Below are 17,876 nucleotides of genomic sequence, written 5' to 3' on the forward strand. Positions count from 1 at the left end.
GGTCAGTGGCCTATGCGCGGTTCTTTGAGCGCGATGGGCAGGGTGATCTCTGGAATCTTGCCGGTCTCTTCCTGCTTGCGCTTGAGGTAATCCAGGGCCACGGCAGCGGCTGCGCGCACGTGATCGACACAGGCCTGGTGCGCCGCGAGCGGATCGCCGCTCTTGATTGCCTGGACCATGCGTTCCATTTCCTGGTTACTGGCGCCGCGGCGGTTTTCCTGGGACACCGAGGTGGCGCGCAGGTAGCTGATACGCGCCTGCAACTGGCGCAGTTGCGTGGCCGCCACGTGGTTGCCGGAGCCTTCGAGCAAGACGTCGTAGAAGCCTTGCACCGAGTCGATCACCTGTTGCAGTTCGCCGTCCTTGAGGGCCTTGCGGTTCTCCTCCAGGGCTTTTTCCAGGGCCTTGATGTCCTTGGCCTTGGCGCGCAGGGTGAACAACTGCACGATCAAGCCTTCGAGCACGCAGCGCAGTTCATAGATGTCGACCGCGTCGGCCAGGGTGATGATCGCGACCTGCGGGCCTTTGGCATCGGCAAACTCCACCAGGCCCTCGGACTCCAGGTGACGCAGGGCTTCGCGCACCGACGTGCGGCTGACGCCCAGGCGATCACACAGGTCGCGTTCTACCAGGCGGTCGCCCGGCAGGAGCTGGAAGTTCATGATGGCGCTGCGCAGTTTCTCCAGCACGATTTCGCGCAGGGTGACCGGGTTGTGATTGACCTTGAAGCTGTCGTCGAGTGGCAGGCGTTTCATGGGGTCTGCTCTGAAGGTGGCTGTCCCTGCAAAACGAGCACCGGCAGCGGTGCTCGATCGATCAAAACAGCCAAGGGTTAACGGGTGGCCTCTGCATCGGCTTCGGCGAAAGCTTCCCGGGCCAGCCGGAAGCTGTCCACGGCGGCGGGAACCCCGCAATAAATGCCGACCTGAAGCAGAATTTCGCGTATTTGTTCACGACTCAGCCCGTTACGCAAGGCGCCACGTACATGCAGCTTGAGCTCGTGAGGTCGATTGAGGGCCGAAATCATTGCCAAGTTTATCATGCTGCGTTCTTTAAGCGACAAACCCTCACGGCCCCACACATGGCCCCAGCAGTACTCGGTGACCATCTCCTGCAAGGGCCGGGTGAAATCGTCGGCATTCTCGAGGGAGCGCTGCACATAGGCTTCGCCCAGCACCTGGGTGCGGATTTTCAGGCCCTGCTCATATTTGTCGTTGCTCATCGTACTGTGCTCCTCAGGCCAGGGTGGGCAGCGGGCCCAGCTTGCCTTTGTGGTAGATCATCGGCGTGACCGGTTGCTCGGGCAGGATCAGGTTCTTCACTGCGCCGACGATGATCGCGTGATCACCGCCATCGTATTCGCGCCACAACTCACACTCGATGATCGCCGTGGCCTTGGCCAGCAACGGGTTGCCCAGGTCGCTGAGGTGCCACTCGATGCCCTTGGCCTTTTCCTTGCCCTTGCTGGCGAAGGCATAGGCTTCGGCGGTTTGGTCGGCCGACAGCAAGTGAATCGCAAAGCGCTTGCTGTCGCGCAGCACCGGGTAGGTGTCCGAAGCGTAGTTGGGGCAGAACAGCACCAGGGCCGGGTCGATCGACAGCGCACTGAACGCGCTGGCGGTAATGCCCACGATGCCGCCGTCCGGGTCCAGGGTGGTGACCACCGTGACGCCGGAGGGGAACGAGCTCATGACGTCTTTGTAAATGCCGGGTTCGATCATGGTCGGGGTCTCTTAACGCATCACAAAAGGATCAGGCATGGGCGCCTGGGAGAGGTTGATCCACACCGTCTTCAGCTCGGTGTAGGCCAGCACCGAATCGATGCCGCTTTCGCGTCCGTAGCCGCTGTTCTTGAAGCCGCCGATGGGCGCCATGGCCGAGACGGCGCGGTAGGTGTTGACCCAGATGATCCCCGAGCGCACGTCCCGGGCCAGGCGGTGAGCGCGGCCCAGGTCGCGGGTCCAGATGCCGGCGGCGAGGCCGAACTGCGAGTCGTTGGCGATCGCCAGGGCTTCGGCTTCGTCCTTGAAGCGGATCACCGAGGCCACCGGGCCGAAGACTTCTTCCTGCATGATCTTCATCGAGTTGCGGTCGCACTCGAACAGGGTCGGCTCATAGAACCAGCCGGCCCCCAGGTTCTGCGGGCGCTTGCCGCCGGTGCGCAGGCGCGCGCCTTCGGCGATGGCGTCGGCCACCAGGCCCTCGACCACGGCCAGTTGCTGCGCAGTGGCCATGGGGCCCATCTCGCTGGCATCTTCCTGGGGGTTGCCGATGCGAATGCGCTGGGCGCGCTCCACCAGGCGCTCGACGAATTCGTCGTAGATCTCGTCCTGTACCAGCAGGCGCGAACCGGAGACGCAGCTCTGCCCGGAGGCGGCGTAGATCCCGGCAATCGCGCCGTTGATGGCGCTGTCGAGGTCGGCGTCGGCAAAGATGATATTCGGTGATTTACCGCCCAGCTCCAGCGATAACTTGGCGAAGTTCTCGGCACTGCTGCGCACCACATGGCGCGCCGTGGCTGCACCGCCGGTAAAGGCGATCTTGCGCACCAGCGGATGGCGGGTGAGGGCGGCCCCGGTGCTTGGGCCGTAGCCGGTCACCACGTTGACCACGCCCGGCGGAATCCCGGCTTCAAGGGCCAGGCGCGCGAGTTCGAGGATGGTCGCCGAGGCATGTTCCGACGGCTTGATCACGATGGTGTTGCCCGCCGCCAGGGCCGGCGCCAGCTTGATCGCCGTGAGGTACAGCGGGCTGTTCCAGGGAATGATCGCGGCGACCACGCCCATGGGTTCATGCACGGTGTAGGCAAACAGGTCGGGCTTGTCCAGGGGCAGGGTGCCGCCTTCGAGTTTGTCGGCCAGGCCTGCGGTGTAATGGAAGAACTCCGGCAGGTAACTGACCTGGCCACGGGTCTCGCGGATCAGCTTGCCGTTGTCGCGGCTTTCCAGCTGCGCCAGGCGTTCCTTGTTGTCGGCGATCAGGTCACCCAGGCGGCGCAGCAGTTTGCCCCGCGCGGTGGCGGTGAGGCCGCGCCAGGCCGGGCTGTCGAAGGCCTGTTGCGCAGCCTGCACCGCGCGTTCCACGTCGGCTTCATCGGCATCGGGCAACTGTGCCCAAGGTTCGGCCAGGGCCGGGTTGAGGCTGTCAAAGGTCTTGCCGGACAAGGCATCGACCCATTCTGCGCCGATGCACATCTGGAAGCGTTCAAGCGTCATGCCACGATCCCCTTTATCGGGTGTTGTTGGGAGTGCGCCGTCTGGAGGAAGTCCAGCAGCAGCTGGTTGACCAGGCGCGGCGATTCAACCGGCATCATATGCCGTTGCTCGGGCAATACCGCCACGGTTGCGCCGGGAATACGCTCCGCCAATTGGCGGGCCATCTGCGGTGTCGAGCCGGGGTCCAGCTCGCCGGTGGCCACCAGGGTCGGCACCTGGATGCTGCCCAGGTCGTCGGCGCGGTACATGTCCTGGGTCGCGAACAGCTCGTAGGTGGTCAGGTAGCCCTGGGGGTCGTTACCGGCCAGGGTCTGGCGCAACGCGGCGATCTGCGCCGGGTTGGCCGCCTGGTATTCACGGCTGAACCAGCGCGAGAGGGCCGCTTCGGCATTGGCATCCGGCCCATGCTCGGCGGCCTGGGCGGTGCGCGCAATCACCCCGGCGCGCTGTTCGGGGCTGCGGTTGAACACGCTGTTGAGCACTACCAGGCTGTTGAGGCGTTCCGGGTAGTGCAGGGCAAAGGCGCGCGCCACCAGGCCGCCCATTGAGAAACCGATCACCGTCGCCAGGGGCAATTGCAGGTGATCGAGCAGCTCCAGCAGTTGGTCGGCATAACCGAGCAGCGGTGTGCCGCTGTCCGGGCGCGGGCTGGCGCCATGGCCGAGCATGTCATAGGTGATCACGCGGTAATGGGTGGCCAGGCCAACCACCTGGCCGCCCCACATCTCTTTATTCAGGCCCACGCCGTGGATCAAAACCACAGGCTGGCCTTGGCCGGTCGCCAGGTAACTGGTGCCAGCCGGGGTACGTTCAGCGGTGAGCCGAATCATGGAGCGCTCCTGCATGCCTTTTTTGTTGGAGTGACGGTCTTGGCTTACTGGGTTTTTTCCGCCGCCAGCTCTTCGAGGTCGATGTAACGGTTGCCGATGCGCGGGTGCAGGCGGCCACCGTCTGCGCAGCCCAGCACCACCACGATTTCATCGGCGCGCGGCGCGTCTTCGATCTGCATTTCCAGGGTGATGTAGTGCGAGCGCAGGCCTTCGTCGTCCTTGTGCATCATCGGGATCTGGATCGACGTGCCCGGGCCACCGCGCTTGTTGGTGAAGCTCAGGTAGCTCTTGGCCTTGACCGCTTCGCGATAGTGGTTGCCGAAGCGCAGGGTATGGATGATCGCCGACGCGTGTTCGATCTCGCCGTCAGCCCCGACCACGGCGGCCTTGCCGTAGGCTTCGATCTTCTGCGCGCCACCAATGATGCCCACCAGGCGCTCTACCATCAGTGCACCGAGGTCCGAGCAGTTGGCACGGATCTCCGGTTTCAGGTCTTCGACAAACCCGCGACCCAGCCAGGGGTTTTTCAACACGACCGCCAGGCCAACCATGGTGACGGGAGTGTCAGAGGCCTTGCCGCCTTCAATAAAGGTTTCTTCTACGTAGCTGACGATCTTGCGGATTTCGAAACTCATGAGCTGCTCCGTCGGGTGTGAGTGGGTCCGTGTATGATGGTATACCATAATACCTTAAGTGCAAGAGCCAGCGATGGGCCGTCGATAAATACCGCGACAAAAGGTCAGGTGGTGCACCTTTTCAGGGGGGGCGAGGCGTGTGCTCGGGACGCCTGGCTCAGCAGGGCGAGGGAGCGCCAATGAGCGCGGACCGCCCAGCGATGATCACTGGGCTTGCGGGTGGGCTGGAGGCGTGCGTCAGGGCTGCGCGCGCGAGGCCGGCATGGCCGTGGCGCGGATATAACGTGCCGGCGACGTGCCCAGGGTCTTGCGGAACATGCTGATGAATGAGCTGACCGACTCATAGCCAAGCGCTTCAGCGGTGCGCTGTACCGACTCGCCTTCGGCCAGGCTTTGCAGCGCTACGATAATTTGCCATTGCTTGCGCCACTGACCGAAGGTCAGCCCGGTTTCACGTTTGACCAGGCGGGCCAGGGAGCGCTCGCTCATGGCCACTTGGCGTGCCCACTGGGCCATGGTGCAGCGGTTGGACGGGTCCTGGGCCAACCCGCGCGCGATCACGCGCAACTGGGCCGTCGCGGGCAGCGGCAGGTACAACTGTTCCGTCGGGGCAAGTTCCAGCTGTTCGAGCAGCACACTGGCCAATCGCGCGTTGGCACACGCTGGCGGGTAGTCCTGGGCCTGGGCGCTGAGGTGCAGGATCAGCTCCAGGATCAGCGGTGACAGCACCAACGTACAGCACTGTTGCGGTAGCGCCGCCGCGCCGGGCTCCACAAAAACAAAGCCGACTTTACCGTTGGCCGTGACCCGGTTGCTGTGGGCCACGCCACCCGGAATCCACACGCCGAACCCTGACGGCACCATCCACACCCCATCCTCCACCGTGCACACGATGCCGCCGTGATAAGCCACTACCAGCTGGCCTTTGCGGTGGGTGTGTACGGGAAACTCGGTGTCGTTGCGCTGGGCGCCCAGCATCAATGCCACGGCAGGTTGGTCGAGGCGATCGAGTTCGAACTGTTCAATCGTGGCGTGATTTGTCTCGTGCATGCCCCATCACCGCAACTTGGCTGAATTTGATTATATTCTGGCAGCATACTCAATATCGGCAAGGGTGCGTATTACCTAACATCGTCAGCAAGGCCATCGCGTTGATGGTCGACGGCGAGACCCACCGATGCTCAGCGAAATCACGATTGCCAACCTCTATATTCCGCCTTTGCTGGTTTACCTGGGGGTTTCAGCCCTGGTCTACGGGCTGCTGGAACGCACCATCCGCCGCTGGCTGGAGTGGGCCTGGCACCCGAGCCTGGCGCGTTTTTTTGTCTCGCTCATCATCCTTTCGACGTTAGTCCTGATGGTCTAAGCGAGGCGCCATGTCTATCAATAACCTCTTCAAGACGCTCGCCACGCTGGTACTGGGGCTGGTTGCGCTGCTGTTCTGTACGCAGTTGTGGCGAGCCTACGTATTGGCGCCCTGGACGCGCGACGGACGTGTCAGTGCGCATGTCATCCGGATGGCCCCGGAGGTGTCCGGCCAGGTCGAACACGTCCTCGTGGGGGATAACCAGTGGGTCGCCAAGGGCGCGTTGCTGTATCGGATCGATCAGCGCGCCTATCTGCTGGCCCAGCAACAGCGCGCCGCAGAGCTGGCAGAGGCACGTAGCGTGTTCGCGCAACGTACGGCACAGCTCCAGCGCCGCAGCCAACTCGGCGATGCGATTGCACGGGAAGAAACCGATAACGCGGCGCGGGACTTGGCGGTGGCCAAGGCCCGCCTGGAGGCGGCCCAGAGCCAGTTGGCCCAAGCCCGGCTGGACCTCGAGCGTACGACCATTCGTTCGCCGGTCGATGGTTACGTGACTCAACTGCGCCTGCAGCCAGGTGACTACGCCGTCGCCGGCACGACCAATGTGTTTGTGGTCGATGCGCACAGCTTCTGGGTCACTGCTTACTTTGAAGAAACCAAGCTCCCCGGTGTGCGACTGGGGGCCGCCACGTCGATCAAACTCATGGGGTTTGCGCCTTTGCTTGAAGGCCATGTCGCCAGTATCGGACGGGGCATCGCCGATGGTAACGAGCTGCGCAGCGAGGGCGGTTTACCCCAGGTGGCCCCGACGTTCAGTTGGATACGACTCGCCCAGCGGGTGCCCGTAAGGATTGAATTGGACAGCGTGCCCCCAGGCGTGGAGTTGGCGGCGGGGATGACGGCCAGTGTCGAAGTGAGTAAGGCCGGCGCCGAGCGACATTGGCGGCTGTCACGCTGGCTTCAGGCATTTATGTGATGAAGGGCCGCCTGTTGAGCGTGTTGAGTGGGCTGCCGCTGCCATGTACGCCGCAGACGCTGGGCTACGTGTCGCGCAGTGTCGCGGCGGCCACCCTGGCCCTGTGGCTGGGCTTGCAACTGCACCTGGATGCGCCGTTCTCGGCGGCGTCGACGGTGTTGCTGCTGATTCACCCGATCCAGGGCGCCGTGGTCGGCAAGGGTTTCCATCGTGTGCTGGGCACGCTGGTGGGGATCGTCGCTGCCTTCGTGCTGACCGCCCTGTTCGCCCAGAAAATGCTGCTGTTTATCCTTGGGGTCGGCGTGTGGCTCGGTCTCTGCGTCGGTGCCATGACGGTGCTGCGGCACTATCACGCTACCGCGGCCGTGGTCGCCGGTTACACCGTATGCCTTGCCCTGGGCCCGGCGATTGTCGCCCCCGAGCAAAGCTTCGAGCATATCGTGACACGCGGGACGGCGGTGGTACTCGGGGTCTTCAGCCTGAGCTTGGTGGCGACGCTGTTCAGCCGCAAGACCGTCGAGCAGAAGCTCAATCGGCTGCTCATCAGCGTGACGTCCCGCACGATACGCTGGCTGGCGATTCGGTTGAGTGGCGAGCAGGACGCGCACCCGAGCCTTGCCGCTGGGCCACTCTCGCTTGAGATCAGCCAGGTAGATGATCTGCTCGGCATCGGCCGGGGCGAGTCCGCGCTGATCCGCTCCCGGCTGCCGACGCTGCAGGCGGGGCTTGCGTACCTGCAGGGCGTGGTCCTGGCCGAGAGTACGTCCCATCGGTCTGCATTACACGCCATTGCCCGCATTGGCCGGGAGCTGCAACCGCTGGGCGAAGGGCTGGCCGACGCCACGCAGGATTTTTCCACGGCAGCCGAGCGCGTCAGGGCCATGCAACATTGGCTGGCGGGTGATCTTGAGCAGCACGCGAGCGATGCAGAGTACCTGGATGAATCCTTGGCAGACCTGTGCAGCGCCTTGTTGAGTTTTGCCAGCCTGCAACGCAATACCCAAGTGCCTGCCCGTGCAGTGGGCTTTCACCGACACTATGGGGACGCGCTGCGCAACGGCCTGCGAGCGTTGCTGGCGATTTTGGCGACGGCGGCCATCTGGTACCTCACCGGCTGGGACCAAGGGCCAACGCTGTTGGCGGTCGTGGGGCCATGTTGCACATTGCTGGCTACCAGCGCCGCACCCACCCAGGGCATGCGCGGTTTTATCAAGGGCACGCTCTACGGCATCCTGGCGGCTGCGGCCTGCAAGTTTCTGCTGCTGCCTCACATCAGTGGGTTTGCGCTGCTCAGCGTAGTGCTCACCGCGTTCTGGATATTCGGCATGCATGCCACGACCCGACCGCGCCACGCCCTGCAAGGCATTGCCTACCTGATCGCGTTCAATACCCTGGTCAGCACCGGGGAGACGGCGCACTACGACTTTGTCGAGTTCGCCAATCAAGCACTGGCCTGGATGGTGGCGCTTGCCGTTTGCCTGCTGGCTTTCCAACTGTTTCCGAAGAAATCCGCCAGCCCCATACGGGCACTCAGGCAGGCGCTGGAGAGGGACACACGACGCTTGCTGCGTCAGGGCAGCCGATTGGACAGGCTTGGATGGCAGGCGAAGCAACAACATCGAATGGTGTCGTTGCTGGCCTTATTGGGCGCAGATCAGCCACAGGCTGACCCAGCCGGCTATGTGTCGTTGCAGTTGAGCCGGAGCCTGGGGCGGCTGCAACGCAAGACCGGCCAACTGGCGCCGGGGTCGGCGATTGCCGAATGCGCGCAAAGGGGCGCTCGGCGACTGTCCAGGTATGCCTTGAACACCGCAGTGAGCGCGGCCCAGGCCCGGCGAACGGCGAAATCGATGCGCAGGCTGGGTGCCCCGCATCTCGCTGCGTGCTACGAGGAACTGGCTGGGTTGTTGGAACAATACGGGCGCTTGAAACGAGGGAGGCCCTGATCGATGTCGACCGCCGCGTCATAACGCGCTGATGACATGCCCTACCTGATGACAGTCAACTTGCGGCAAACGATAGCCGTTCTTTGAACCAGGTGACGGCCTGGTGCTTGAACGCCTCGGCCGGTGGCGTCAACGGGTAGCGCTGGTCGTAGGCTAATACGATGCGTTGGGCAGGCAGTTCTTCACGGACGGGGCGGCAGACCAGCGGTTGGCCGTCGTAGCTGTGGTCACCGAAGGGGCGGGTATAGGTCAGCGCCACGCCGAAACCATTTGCAACCAGGCTGCGCTGGAACTCGAAGCTGTGGGTACGCTGGACGCTGGCGGGGGTGAGCCCATAGAAGTTGAACAGGTCCAGCACGTGCTGCCAGCTGTGGATCTGATCGGTCACCACCAGGTTGCATTCGCTGAGCGCCTTGAGGCTCACATCGGCCTCGTTTGCCAGCGGGTGATCAGCGGCCAACAGGGCGTGGGCCTTCAATTGGCGCAGCTCGATGCAACCCATGTGTGCCGGCAGGCCCAAGTCGTAGGTCAATGCCAATTCCAGGCTGCCTTCGGCTAGGCGCTTGCCGAGGTACTCGAACCCGCCTTCGCGCATATCCACCGTGACCTGAGGATGTTCCAGTTGCAGGCGCCTGAGTATCTGCGGCAAGCAATAGGGCGCCAGGTCCTCATAGCACCCCAGCACCAACTCTCCGGAAAAGTCGCTGTCATCCGTCCCGATGGCGGAAAACGCCCTGGCCTCGGCCAGCACTCGCCTGGCCTGGGCCATGACCGTGCGCCCGAAAGGGGTCAGAGCGACGCCGAGCCCGCGTTGGCGAACGAACAGGGGCTGGTCGAACAACTGCTCCAGTTCGGTAATCGCCGTAGAAACCGAGGGCTGGGACACGTGCAACTCCTCGGCCGCCAGCGTGAGGTTGCCGTGTTTGGCCGCGGCGAGTGCATAACGTAATTGGCGCAGGCTGAACTTCATAAGATTTTCTTGGGTGATAAATCAATACATATTATTTTATCTTGGTTGGATGTCATGGAATATTTGCCCTGCGCCCCACCTTTATTTCTTGCTTGAGGGAGTTTCAGGTCATGACACACGGTTCATTCACCATCACTGAACAAGACATCGAGGCCTTTCAGCGCGATGGAGCGGTTTGCCTGCGGGGCATCTTCAGTGAGTGGGTCGAGACCATTGCCGCCGGCATCGAGCGCAACCTTGCCGAGCCGGGTACCTACGCCAGCCGCTACATCGACAAGGATGACAAACCGGGCGGTTTCTTCGATGACTATTGCAACTGGCAACGCATTCCCGAGTTTCGCGCGATGGTCGAAGAGTCGCCTGCGGCCTCTGTTGCTGCGGCTGTCATGCGCTCGCAGTCGGCACAGTTCTTCCATGACCATGTTCTCGTCAAGGAGCCGGGCGCGCAGAAGGCCACCCCCTGGCACCAGGATATTCCCTACTACTTTGTCGAAGGCAACCAGCACGTCAGCTTCTGGATACCCGTCGACCCGGTACGCGAGTCGACGCTGCGCCTGCTTGCTGGTTCACACCGTTGGGAGAAAGGCATAAAGCCGGTGCATTGGGCCGATCAAAGCGATTTCTACCGCGACGCCGATGGCTACCGCGACGCCCCCGATCCGGACTCGGAGCAAGGCATGCAAGTGCTCGAGTGGCAGATGCAGCCGGGTGACGCGGTACTGTTCGATTTCCGCACGGTCCATGGCGCCCGGGGCAATGCGTCGGCGCAGCGGCGACGCGTATTGTCGCTGCGTTGGCTTGGCGACGATATACGTTACATCGAGCGTCCAGGAAGGACCTCTCCACCGTATCCAGGGCATGCGATGCAGACCGGTCAGAGACTGCGCGAAGATTGGTTCCCGACGATACATCAAGGCGCTTGAGCTTCATCTTGATAACCACTGTTTGCCACAGTTGTGGCAACGACTTGCACTGCCATAACCCTGTTGACTGTGTTGGAGCGTGCGATTGTGAACATCCAAAAAAATAGCCTGGCCGCCACCCTGATTTCCCTTGGCCTGTTGGCCGCCAGTGGCGCGAGCCAGGCGGCCGGTTGGTGCGAGTCCGGTAAACCGGTGAAGTTCGCCGGGCTCAATTGGGAAAGCGGTATGTTGCTCACCGAGGTATTGGAGATTGTGCTCAAGGACGGCTATGGCTGTCAGATCGATACGTTGCCGGGTAACTCCATCACCATGGAGAGCGCCCTGGGCAGCAACGATATCCAGGTGCTGGCGGAAGAGTGGGTGGGACGCAGTGAAGTCTGGAACAAGGCCGAGCAGAGTCGGAAGGTCGTGGGCGTGGGCGCACCGATCATCGGTGCGACGGAAGGCTGGTACGTGCCGCGTTATGTGGTCGAGGGCGATGCCAGGCGTAATCTCAAGGCCAAGGCACCCGACTTGAAAAAGATCACGGATCTGCCCCAGTACGCCGCGCTGTTCAAGGACCCGGAAGAACCGAGCAAAGGGCGTTTTTACAATTGCCCGGCTGGTTGGACCTGCGAGCTGGAAAACAGCGAGATGCTCAAAAGCTACGGCCTGGAGGCCAACTACACCAACTTCCGCCCGGGGACCGGTCCGGCCCTGGATGCGGCCGTCCTGTCGAGCTACAAGCGCGGCGAGCCGATACTGTTCTACTACTGGTCACCGACCCCGTTAATGGGCCAGGTCGACCTGGTCAAGCTGGAAGAGAAACCGGGCGTCGACAAGAAGATCAGCATCAAGGTGGGGCTCTCCAGCGTGTTCCATGAGCAGGCACCCGAGTTGGTCGGTGTGCTGGAGAAGGTCAATCTGCCGATTGATCTGTTGAACCAGAACCTGGCCCGTATGAGCAAGGAACACATTGACTCGCCCAAACTGGCCCGGATGTTCTTCAAGGAACATCCAGAAATCTGGCACACCTGGGTCAGTGAGGCAGCGGCGAAAAAGATCGACGCCACGCTCTAGGGCCGCCTGAATCAGGGCGGCGGCTGTATCAGGGGGCAACGATGCGCGTTGCCCCCTTTTTTTCGCCGGCAGCGCCTACAGAATATTCAACGGGTAACTCACAATCACCCGATGCTCATCGCTGTCACGCTGGGTGGAAACTTCGGTACGCAACGACGCATGGCGCAGGGCGATGCTCAAATCCTTGAACGGCCCCTGCTGCACCACATAGCTCACGGTCAAATTGCGCTCCCACTCGGTTTTGTCGCCTGTCGGGGTGCGGATATTCGAGCCGCTTTCGTACATGCCCAGGAAACTCAGGCCAGGCACGCCCAGGTTTGCAAAGTCATAACCGTAACGCACTTGCCAGGTGGTTTCGCCGGCGCGCTGGAACTTGCCGATCATCGATTCGGTCATGAAGTAGGCCGTGGAGCCGTCGCCCTGGTTCAACCATACGGCGTCACTGTCGCCGCTGACTTGTTGCAGGCCGGCGGCGATCGTATGGCCGTTGACCAGGTAGGTGAATTGCGCGCTGCTCAGGCGGCTGTCGACTTTGCCCTTGGTGACGCCGTTACCGTAATAGCCGAAGGTGTAGAACGCCGGGTCATTGCCATTGGCGCCGTCAGAGCGGTTGTCGAAGTGGCGCAGGTCGGTGCGCAGGATGCCGGGGCCGACTTTCCAGTCGTATTTGAGGCCGAGGAAGTTCTGTTTGTAGAAGTCCTGCAGGTTGCCGTAGTAGTACTGCAATGTCAGGTCTTTGCTGGCTTTGTAGTCGACGCCGCCATAGTAGAACTTGTTCACGAACTCGCCAGTCTGCGCGTTGTTCGCGCCGGGGATCGACATGCCCATCTGGTTGCTCGAGCCGCGGCCCTTGACGTGTTCCAACTGGCCGAGGGTGAAGGTGAAGTTGTCGAGGTCCTTGGACTGGATCTGCCCACCGTTGAACGTCTGCTGCAACATGCGATCGGTCGACATCACCACCGGCAACATCGGCACCAGCGTGCCGTATTTCAACTCGGTGTTCGAGAATTTCGCCTTGGCCGTGAGGCCCAGGCTGCCGAACTCATCCACGGCGCGACCATCACTGTCGGTGGGGAAGATGTTGCCGTTGAACGCCGTGTGCTGAGGGTTGTAGTGCCGGCCCTTGCCCGAGTCCAATCGGACACCGAACATGCCAATCGCATCCACCCCAAAGCCGACCGTGCCCTGGGTATAGCCGGACTGAAAGTTGGCGATGAAGCCCTGGCCCCATTCCTGGGTGTAGTTGGGGTCGGCGGCGCCGCTACGGTTGTCGGCGTTACTGAAAAAGTTGCGCGCCAGCACATTGAGCTTGCTGTCTTCCACCAGACCTGCGGCGTAACCCTGTTGAGCGATGAGCAGGCCGCAAATGCCGGCCATTACTTTAGGTGCGCGATTGAAAAGCTCCATCGGAGTCATCCCCATGAGTTGTGAAGTGTTGTAAGAGGCAGTCAAAAGCGGCAGTTAAGGTTTTTATTGTTTTTCAGGAGCAACGGTGGCCGGTAACGCGTTCAGCTTTACCGGCGGCAAGCGGTACAGGATGAGCAGCGCGAATACGCCGAGTGCGGCGCACAGCAGCAGGCCGACGCCCACCGATTGGGCCAGGGCGTCACGGGCCAGGTTCAGCCATTGCGGGTGTTCGAGCAGCGCGGCGGCGGGGTGCAACAGCACTTGCGGGTCGGCGTATAACGCCAGGCCGTCCGCGTGGCCCTGGGCGACAAACACCCGTTGCAGGTTGGCGCTGTACAGCAGGTTGACCAGCGCGCCCATTGAAGCGGTGCCGAGCAGGCCGCCGACCAGGCGCAGGGATTGGGTCAACGCGGTGGCGATCCCGAGGAACTGCCGTTCAGCGAGGGTCTGGGTGAACACGGTCAGGTTGAGCAGGATAAACCCCAAGCCCAGGCCGGCGAGCAGGATCAAGCCGAGCAGGGTGTTGAACGAGGCAGCGCGCCCGGCGAGGGCCAGCCCGAGACATGCCAGCAGCAGCGCGACGAAACCACCCAGTGGCAACAGGTTGGGGTTGCGCAAGCGGGTGACGATGCGGCTGTTGACGATGGCGCCCAGGGTGATGCTCAACGCCAGCGGGGTAATCAGCAGCCCGGCGTCCTGGGGCGAGTAGCCATAACTGCCTTGCAGCAGCAGCGGCAGGTAGAACAACAACGAAAACATGATCGCCCCGGCCGCCATCGACAGCACGAACAGCAGGCGCATGCTCGGCAACCCGAGCAACGCCGCGGGCAGCAGCGCATGCCGGCAGCGGCGTTCCCAGCGCCACAGCGCCAGTGTCGCCAGCCCGCAACCCACGCCGAGGGCTGCACTGAGCATCAGGCTGGCATGCCCCAGCCATTCGACAAACAGTTGCAGGCTGCCCAGGGCCAGCGCGATCAGCAGGGCGCCGGGCCAGTCGAGGCTGATCTTCGTTTGTTGCAGCGGGCGGTAATACGGCAAGTAGCGCCAGGCGAAGAACAGCGCCAGGCAACCCAGCGGCAAATTGATGTAGAACACCGAGCGCCAACCGTAGGCTCCGGTCAGATACCCGCCCAGTCCCGGCCCGATGGCGTTGACCACGCTGAACAGCGCACTGAGCAGCATCTGCCAGCGCAGGCGTTGGCGTGTATCGGGGAACAGCTCGGGGATGCAGGCGAAGGCGGTGCCGATCAACATGCCGCCGCCGACACCCTGCAACGCTCGGCCAAGTACCAGCCACAGCATGTCCGTGGCCAGCGCGCAGGCCAGGGAGGCCAGGGTGAAGATCAGCGTTGCCGCCAGCACAAAGGGCTTGCGCCCGTAGTAATCACCCAACCGGCCGAAAATCGGGATGGTGACGATCGAGGCCAGCAAGTAGCCCGTAGCCACCCACGCATACAACTCGAACCCGTTCAACTCGGCGACGATGCTCGGCAACGCATTACCGATCACGGTCTGGTCGAGGGCCGAGAGCATCAGCACCAGCGAGATGCCAAGCATCGCCAGCAAGGCTTGGCGGAAGCCCAGGGCAGGGTGGGTGGCCACGGTCATCATCGAGTCCTCAGCGCAACGCGGCAACGGCGGCGGCGATGCGCGAGCAGCCTTCATCGAGGGTGGTGATATCTGTGGCGATCGACATGCGAAAGAACGGCGCCAGGCCATACGCCGTGCCCGCCACCACCGCCACGCCTTGGCTTTCGAGCAGGTACATGACCACGTCGTAATCGCTGTCCAGGCGCTTGCCTTCAGGCGTTGAGCGGCCCAGCAACCCGGAGCAGTTCACATACAGGTAGAACGCCCCGTCGGGCTTACGGCAACTGAGGCCGTCGATCGCATTGAGCAGCCCCAGGCAGCGGTCGCGGCGTTGTTGGTAGACCTCCACACTGGCCTGGACGAAGGACTGGTCGCCATTGAGTGCTTCAACGGCGGCGGCCTGGCTGATGGAGCAGGCGTTGCTGGTCGATTGCGATTGCAGGGTCGCCATGGCGCCGATCAAGTCGGCCGGGCCGGCGGCGTAGCCGATGCGCCAGCCGGTCATGGCGTAGGTTTTGGACACACCGTTGACCACCACGCTGCGCTCGCCCAGGGCCGGTTCGATGGCGAGGATGTGCGGGTTTTCCAGGCCCTCGTAACGGATGTGTTCGTAGATGTCGTCGGTCATCAGCAACACATGGGGAAAGTCGAGCAGCACATCGGCCAGGGCGCGCAGTTCGGCGGCGTTGTAGCTGGCGCCGGTCGGGTTGCTCGGCGAATTGAGCAGTAACCAGCGGGTGCGTTCGGTGATCGCGGCGCGCAACTGATCCGGGGTCAGTTTGAAGGCGTGTTCCTCCAGGCAGGCGAGGACCACGGGTTCGCCTTCGCAGGCCAGCACCATGTCGGGGTACGACACCCAGTACGGCGCCGGGATCAGCACTTCATCACCCGCGCCCAGCGTCGCGGCGAAGGCATTGAAGATCGCGCTTTTGGCGCCGCTGGTGACCAGTACCTGGTTCGCGGTGTAAGCCAGGCCGTTTTCCCGTGCCAGCTTGTCGACGATCGCCTGGCGCAATTGGGGCGTGCCGGCGTTTTGCGTGTAGCGCGTTTCGCCACGCTCGATGGCCGCATTGGCGGCGTGCCGGATATGCGCCGGGGTATCGAAGTCCGGCTCGCCCACCACCAGATTGATGATCGACTGGCCTTGCCGGCGAAGCTCGTTCGCACGGTCGGAAGCGGCGCTGCTGGGGGACGGCTTGATACGGTGCACACGGGCGGCGATGCGGGAGGCGGTCACGTGTCGTTCCTCGGTAATGACATTGACGAGGCCCTACAGTACGAGTCGCTCGCGCAGCCGCCATAAGACGATATCGTTCTGGTCGGATAGGAATCGCTTATGGCTGGAACTGAACACGCCCCGCACCCTGTTGGTGCGTCCAGGCCCGCATGCGTGGAACCGGTGTCGGTCACGCTCGGCATGATCGAGCCATAGCAAAGGCTTATGGGTAGGCCCCTGCGCACCTGGCGCATCGGCAGGCGTAAGGCTGGCCTGGCTCTTGCTAACCCCAGGGGGTCGTCTCCCTTTTTCGAGCAAGAGCACCGCCACCGTGAACCTGCGCCGTCTGAAGTACTTCGTGAAACTCGTCGATATCGGCAGCATGACCCAGGCCGCCGATGTGCTGCATGTGGCACAACCGGCCCTGAGCCAGCAACTGGCGACCCTGGAGGCCGAATTGCAGCAACAGTTGTTGATCCGCACCAAGCGCGGTGTCACGCCGACGGAGGCGGGCAAGGTGTTGTACGGGCATGCGCAAATCATCTTGCGCCAGTGCGAGCAGGCCCAGAGCGACATCAATGCCACCGGGCACGCGTTGTCCGGCCAGGTATCGGTCGGCCTGGCACCGGGCACGGCGGCGTCAACGCTGTCGTTGCCGTTATTGCGCCGGGTGCGCGAGCGGCACCCGGGCATCCTGCTGTACCTCAATGAAAACTTCGGCACCACCTTGAGTGAATTGATCATGAACGGCCGCATGGACATGGCCGTGCTGTATGGCGGCCGTGAAGTGCACGGCCTGAGCTTTGTGTCGCTGCTGCACGAGCACCTCTACCTGGTGAGCGCCGACCCCGCCATCAGCGCGCTGGAGCAGATTGCGCTGGCTGACCTGGCCGACATGGACATGCTGCTGCCGCGCCCCTACAACGTCATGCGTCGCTTGGTGGACGAGGCGTTCCAGCGTATCGGCCTGAGCGCGCGGGTGGTGGCGGAGATCGAATCATCGATCACCCTGACCGCCGCCGTGGCCGAGCACTTCGGTTCCACCATCCTGCCCGAGTCATCGGCGCGGGTGATGGTGGCGGCGACCTCGGTGCATATGTGCCGCATTGTCGAGCCCGAGGTGGATGCGCCCCTGGCCTTGTGCCTGTCCGGTCACCTGCCGCTCTCCGTGCCGGCCCAGGCGGTCAAGGCGATCCTGCTGGAGCTGGTCGCGGAGATGCGCGGCAGCCTGCTCTGAGGGGTCATAAGCACGGCTTATCACCCCAAAGCCAAAGCGTCTTGGTCGTTGGCGAACCGGCTCGCTACATTGGCTTCATCCACTCAGACACGCAGGGCAGGCAGGGGGCCAAGCATGGATTCCGAACGCATCAAGGGGCTGATCGATTTGCTCGCCGAATCCGATCTGCTCGAACTGAGTTTTACCGAAGGCGATAGCACGATTCGCCTTTTCAAGCAGGCCGGGCAAGCCGTGGTGCGCGAGTTACCTGGCGAGTCTGCCGAGCCTGCGCCGAGGGTGGTCGTGGCACCCGCCCAGGCCGTCACCGGGGTGGAAGTCAAGGCCAGCCTGTATGGCGTGCTGCACTTGACGCCCGCAGCCGGTGAAGCACCGTTCGTGGCGGTGGGCGATGCGGTCGAAGCCGGGCAAACCCTGGCGGTCCTCGAAGCGATGAAAATGTTCCACCCAGTCAAGGCCAAGGCCGCAGGCCACGTCATCGCGATCCTTGCCCAGAGTGGCACCGAAGTCGAAGCCGGCCAGGCGCTGTTTCGTCTCGGTTGATCCCCAGCCGCTTTTTTTAAGGT

The 17,876-nt window shown here is 62.9% G+C and carries 18 protein-coding genes; 7 read left to right on the top strand and 11 right to left on the bottom strand.

Annotated features, from left to right (window positions below):
• Positions 1-2 precede the first annotated feature (2 nt).
• The 7 genes from A7317_RS10155 to A7317_RS10185 form a co-directional block, all read right to left on the bottom strand.
• On the bottom strand, positions 3-755 hold the full coding sequence (locus A7317_RS10155; RefSeq protein WP_024074700.1) for a GntR family transcriptional regulator: 753 nt from the start codon (positions 753-755) through the stop codon (positions 3-5).
• Positions 756-832: 77 nt separating this feature from the next.
• Positions 833-1,222 (bottom strand): carboxymuconolactone decarboxylase family protein, encoded by a 390-nt coding sequence (locus A7317_RS10160; RefSeq protein WP_024074701.1) that lies wholly within the window; start codon positions 1,220-1,222, stop codon positions 833-835.
• A 13-nt stretch (positions 1,223-1,235) separates the two neighbouring features.
• Positions 1,236-1,721 (bottom strand): flavin reductase family protein, encoded by a 486-nt coding sequence (locus tag A7317_RS10165; RefSeq protein ID WP_069075694.1) that lies wholly within the window; start codon positions 1,719-1,721, stop codon positions 1,236-1,238.
• Between the two features lie 12 nt (positions 1,722-1,733).
• Positions 1,734-3,215 carry an aldehyde dehydrogenase gene (locus A7317_RS10170; RefSeq protein WP_024074703.1) on the bottom strand — a complete coding sequence of 494 codons (1,482 nt, stop codon included), beginning with the start codon at positions 3,213-3,215 and terminating at the stop codon, positions 1,734-1,736.
• Positions 3,212-4,045 (bottom strand): alpha/beta fold hydrolase, encoded by an 834-nt coding sequence (locus A7317_RS10175; RefSeq protein WP_024074704.1) that lies wholly within the window; start codon positions 4,043-4,045, stop codon positions 3,212-3,214. The genes A7317_RS10170 and A7317_RS10175 overlap by 4 nt, the downstream gene beginning before the upstream one ends.
• 44 nt (positions 4,046-4,089) lie before the next feature.
• The gene (locus A7317_RS10180; protein WP_024074705.1) at positions 4,090-4,680 is read right to left on the bottom strand and encodes an amino acid synthesis family protein; all 591 of its coding nucleotides are present in this window, start codon (positions 4,678-4,680) and stop codon (positions 4,090-4,092) included.
• A 237-nt stretch (positions 4,681-4,917) separates the two neighbouring features.
• A complete protein-coding gene (locus A7317_RS10185; RefSeq protein WP_069075695.1) occupies positions 4,918-5,730 on the bottom strand; it encodes an AraC family transcriptional regulator in 813 nt (270 codons plus the stop codon).
• Positions 5,731-5,857: 127 nt separating this feature from the next.
• Between A7317_RS10185 and A7317_RS10190 the strand changes: the two genes are divergently transcribed.
• Genes A7317_RS10190 through A7317_RS10200 form a run of 3 tightly spaced genes read left to right on the top strand, consistent with a single transcriptional unit; the run spans position 5,858 to position 8,911 of the window.
• Complete coding sequence (locus tag A7317_RS10190; RefSeq protein WP_041160899.1) at positions 5,858-6,046, top strand: DUF1656 domain-containing protein; 189 nt, start codon at positions 5,858-5,860, stop codon at positions 6,044-6,046.
• Positions 6,047-6,056: 10 nt separating this feature from the next.
• Complete coding sequence (locus A7317_RS10195) at positions 6,057-6,965, top strand: HlyD family secretion protein (RefSeq protein WP_069075696.1); 909 nt, start codon at positions 6,057-6,059, stop codon at positions 6,963-6,965.
• Positions 6,965-8,911, top strand: a complete 1,947-nt coding sequence (locus A7317_RS10200) for an FUSC family protein (protein ID WP_069075697.1) — start codon at positions 6,965-6,967, stop codon at positions 8,909-8,911. Before A7317_RS10195 ends, A7317_RS10200 begins: the two co-directional genes overlap by 1 nt.
• Positions 8,912-8,966: 55 nt before the next feature.
• Here A7317_RS10200 and A7317_RS10205 read toward each other — a convergent pair whose 3' ends face one another.
• Complete coding sequence (locus tag A7317_RS10205) at positions 8,967-9,881, bottom strand: LysR family transcriptional regulator (protein ID WP_069075698.1); 915 nt, start codon at positions 9,879-9,881, stop codon at positions 8,967-8,969.
• 110 nt (positions 9,882-9,991) lie between these two features.
• Here A7317_RS10205 and A7317_RS10210 point away from each other — a divergent pair, with 110 nt between their 5' ends.
• Positions 9,992-10,804 (top strand): phytanoyl-CoA dioxygenase family protein, encoded by an 813-nt coding sequence (locus A7317_RS10210; protein WP_069075699.1) that lies wholly within the window; start codon positions 9,992-9,994, stop codon positions 10,802-10,804.
• Positions 10,805-10,891: 87 nt separating this feature from the next.
• Complete coding sequence (locus tag A7317_RS10215) at positions 10,892-11,863, top strand: ABC transporter substrate-binding protein (protein WP_370531099.1); 972 nt, start codon at positions 10,892-10,894, stop codon at positions 11,861-11,863.
• A gap of 75 nt (positions 11,864-11,938) precedes the next feature.
• Here the strand turns inward: A7317_RS10215 and A7317_RS10220 are convergent, their stop codons facing one another.
• The 3 genes from A7317_RS10220 to A7317_RS10230 all read right to left on the bottom strand — a co-directional run bounded on the left by A7317_RS10220 (position 11,939) and on the right by A7317_RS10230 (position 16,097).
• Positions 11,939-13,270 (bottom strand): OprD family porin, encoded by a 1,332-nt coding sequence (locus tag A7317_RS10220; protein WP_069075700.1) that lies wholly within the window; start codon positions 13,268-13,270, stop codon positions 11,939-11,941.
• A 63-nt stretch (positions 13,271-13,333) separates the two neighbouring features.
• The gene (locus A7317_RS10225; RefSeq protein ID WP_069075701.1) at positions 13,334-14,878 is read right to left on the bottom strand and encodes an MFS transporter; all 1,545 of its coding nucleotides are present in this window, start codon (positions 14,876-14,878) and stop codon (positions 13,334-13,336) included.
• Positions 14,879-14,888: 10 nt separating this feature from the next.
• Entirely contained in the window at positions 14,889-16,097 is a 1,209-nt protein-coding gene (locus A7317_RS10230; RefSeq protein WP_069075702.1) for an aspartate transaminase, read from the bottom strand.
• A gap of 310 nt (positions 16,098-16,407) precedes the next feature.
• Here A7317_RS10230 and nac point away from each other — a divergent pair, with 310 nt between their 5' ends.
• Together nac and A7317_RS10240 are read left to right on the top strand one after the other, a co-directional pair.
• Positions 16,408-17,313 (top strand): nitrogen assimilation transcriptional regulator NAC, encoded by a 906-nt coding sequence (gene nac / locus A7317_RS10235; protein WP_069075703.1) that lies wholly within the window; start codon positions 16,408-16,410, stop codon positions 17,311-17,313.
• A 114-nt stretch (positions 17,314-17,427) separates the two neighbouring features.
• The gene (locus A7317_RS10240) at positions 17,428-17,853 is read left to right on the top strand and encodes an acetyl-CoA carboxylase biotin carboxyl carrier protein (RefSeq protein ID WP_069075704.1); all 426 of its coding nucleotides are present in this window, start codon (positions 17,428-17,430) and stop codon (positions 17,851-17,853) included.
• The last annotated feature ends 23 nt before the right edge of the window (positions 17,854-17,876 follow it).

Source organism: Pseudomonas fluorescens (assembly GCF_001708445.1).
Classification (GTDB): Bacteria; Pseudomonadota; Gammaproteobacteria; order Pseudomonadales; family Pseudomonadaceae; genus Aquipseudomonas; species Aquipseudomonas gorinensis.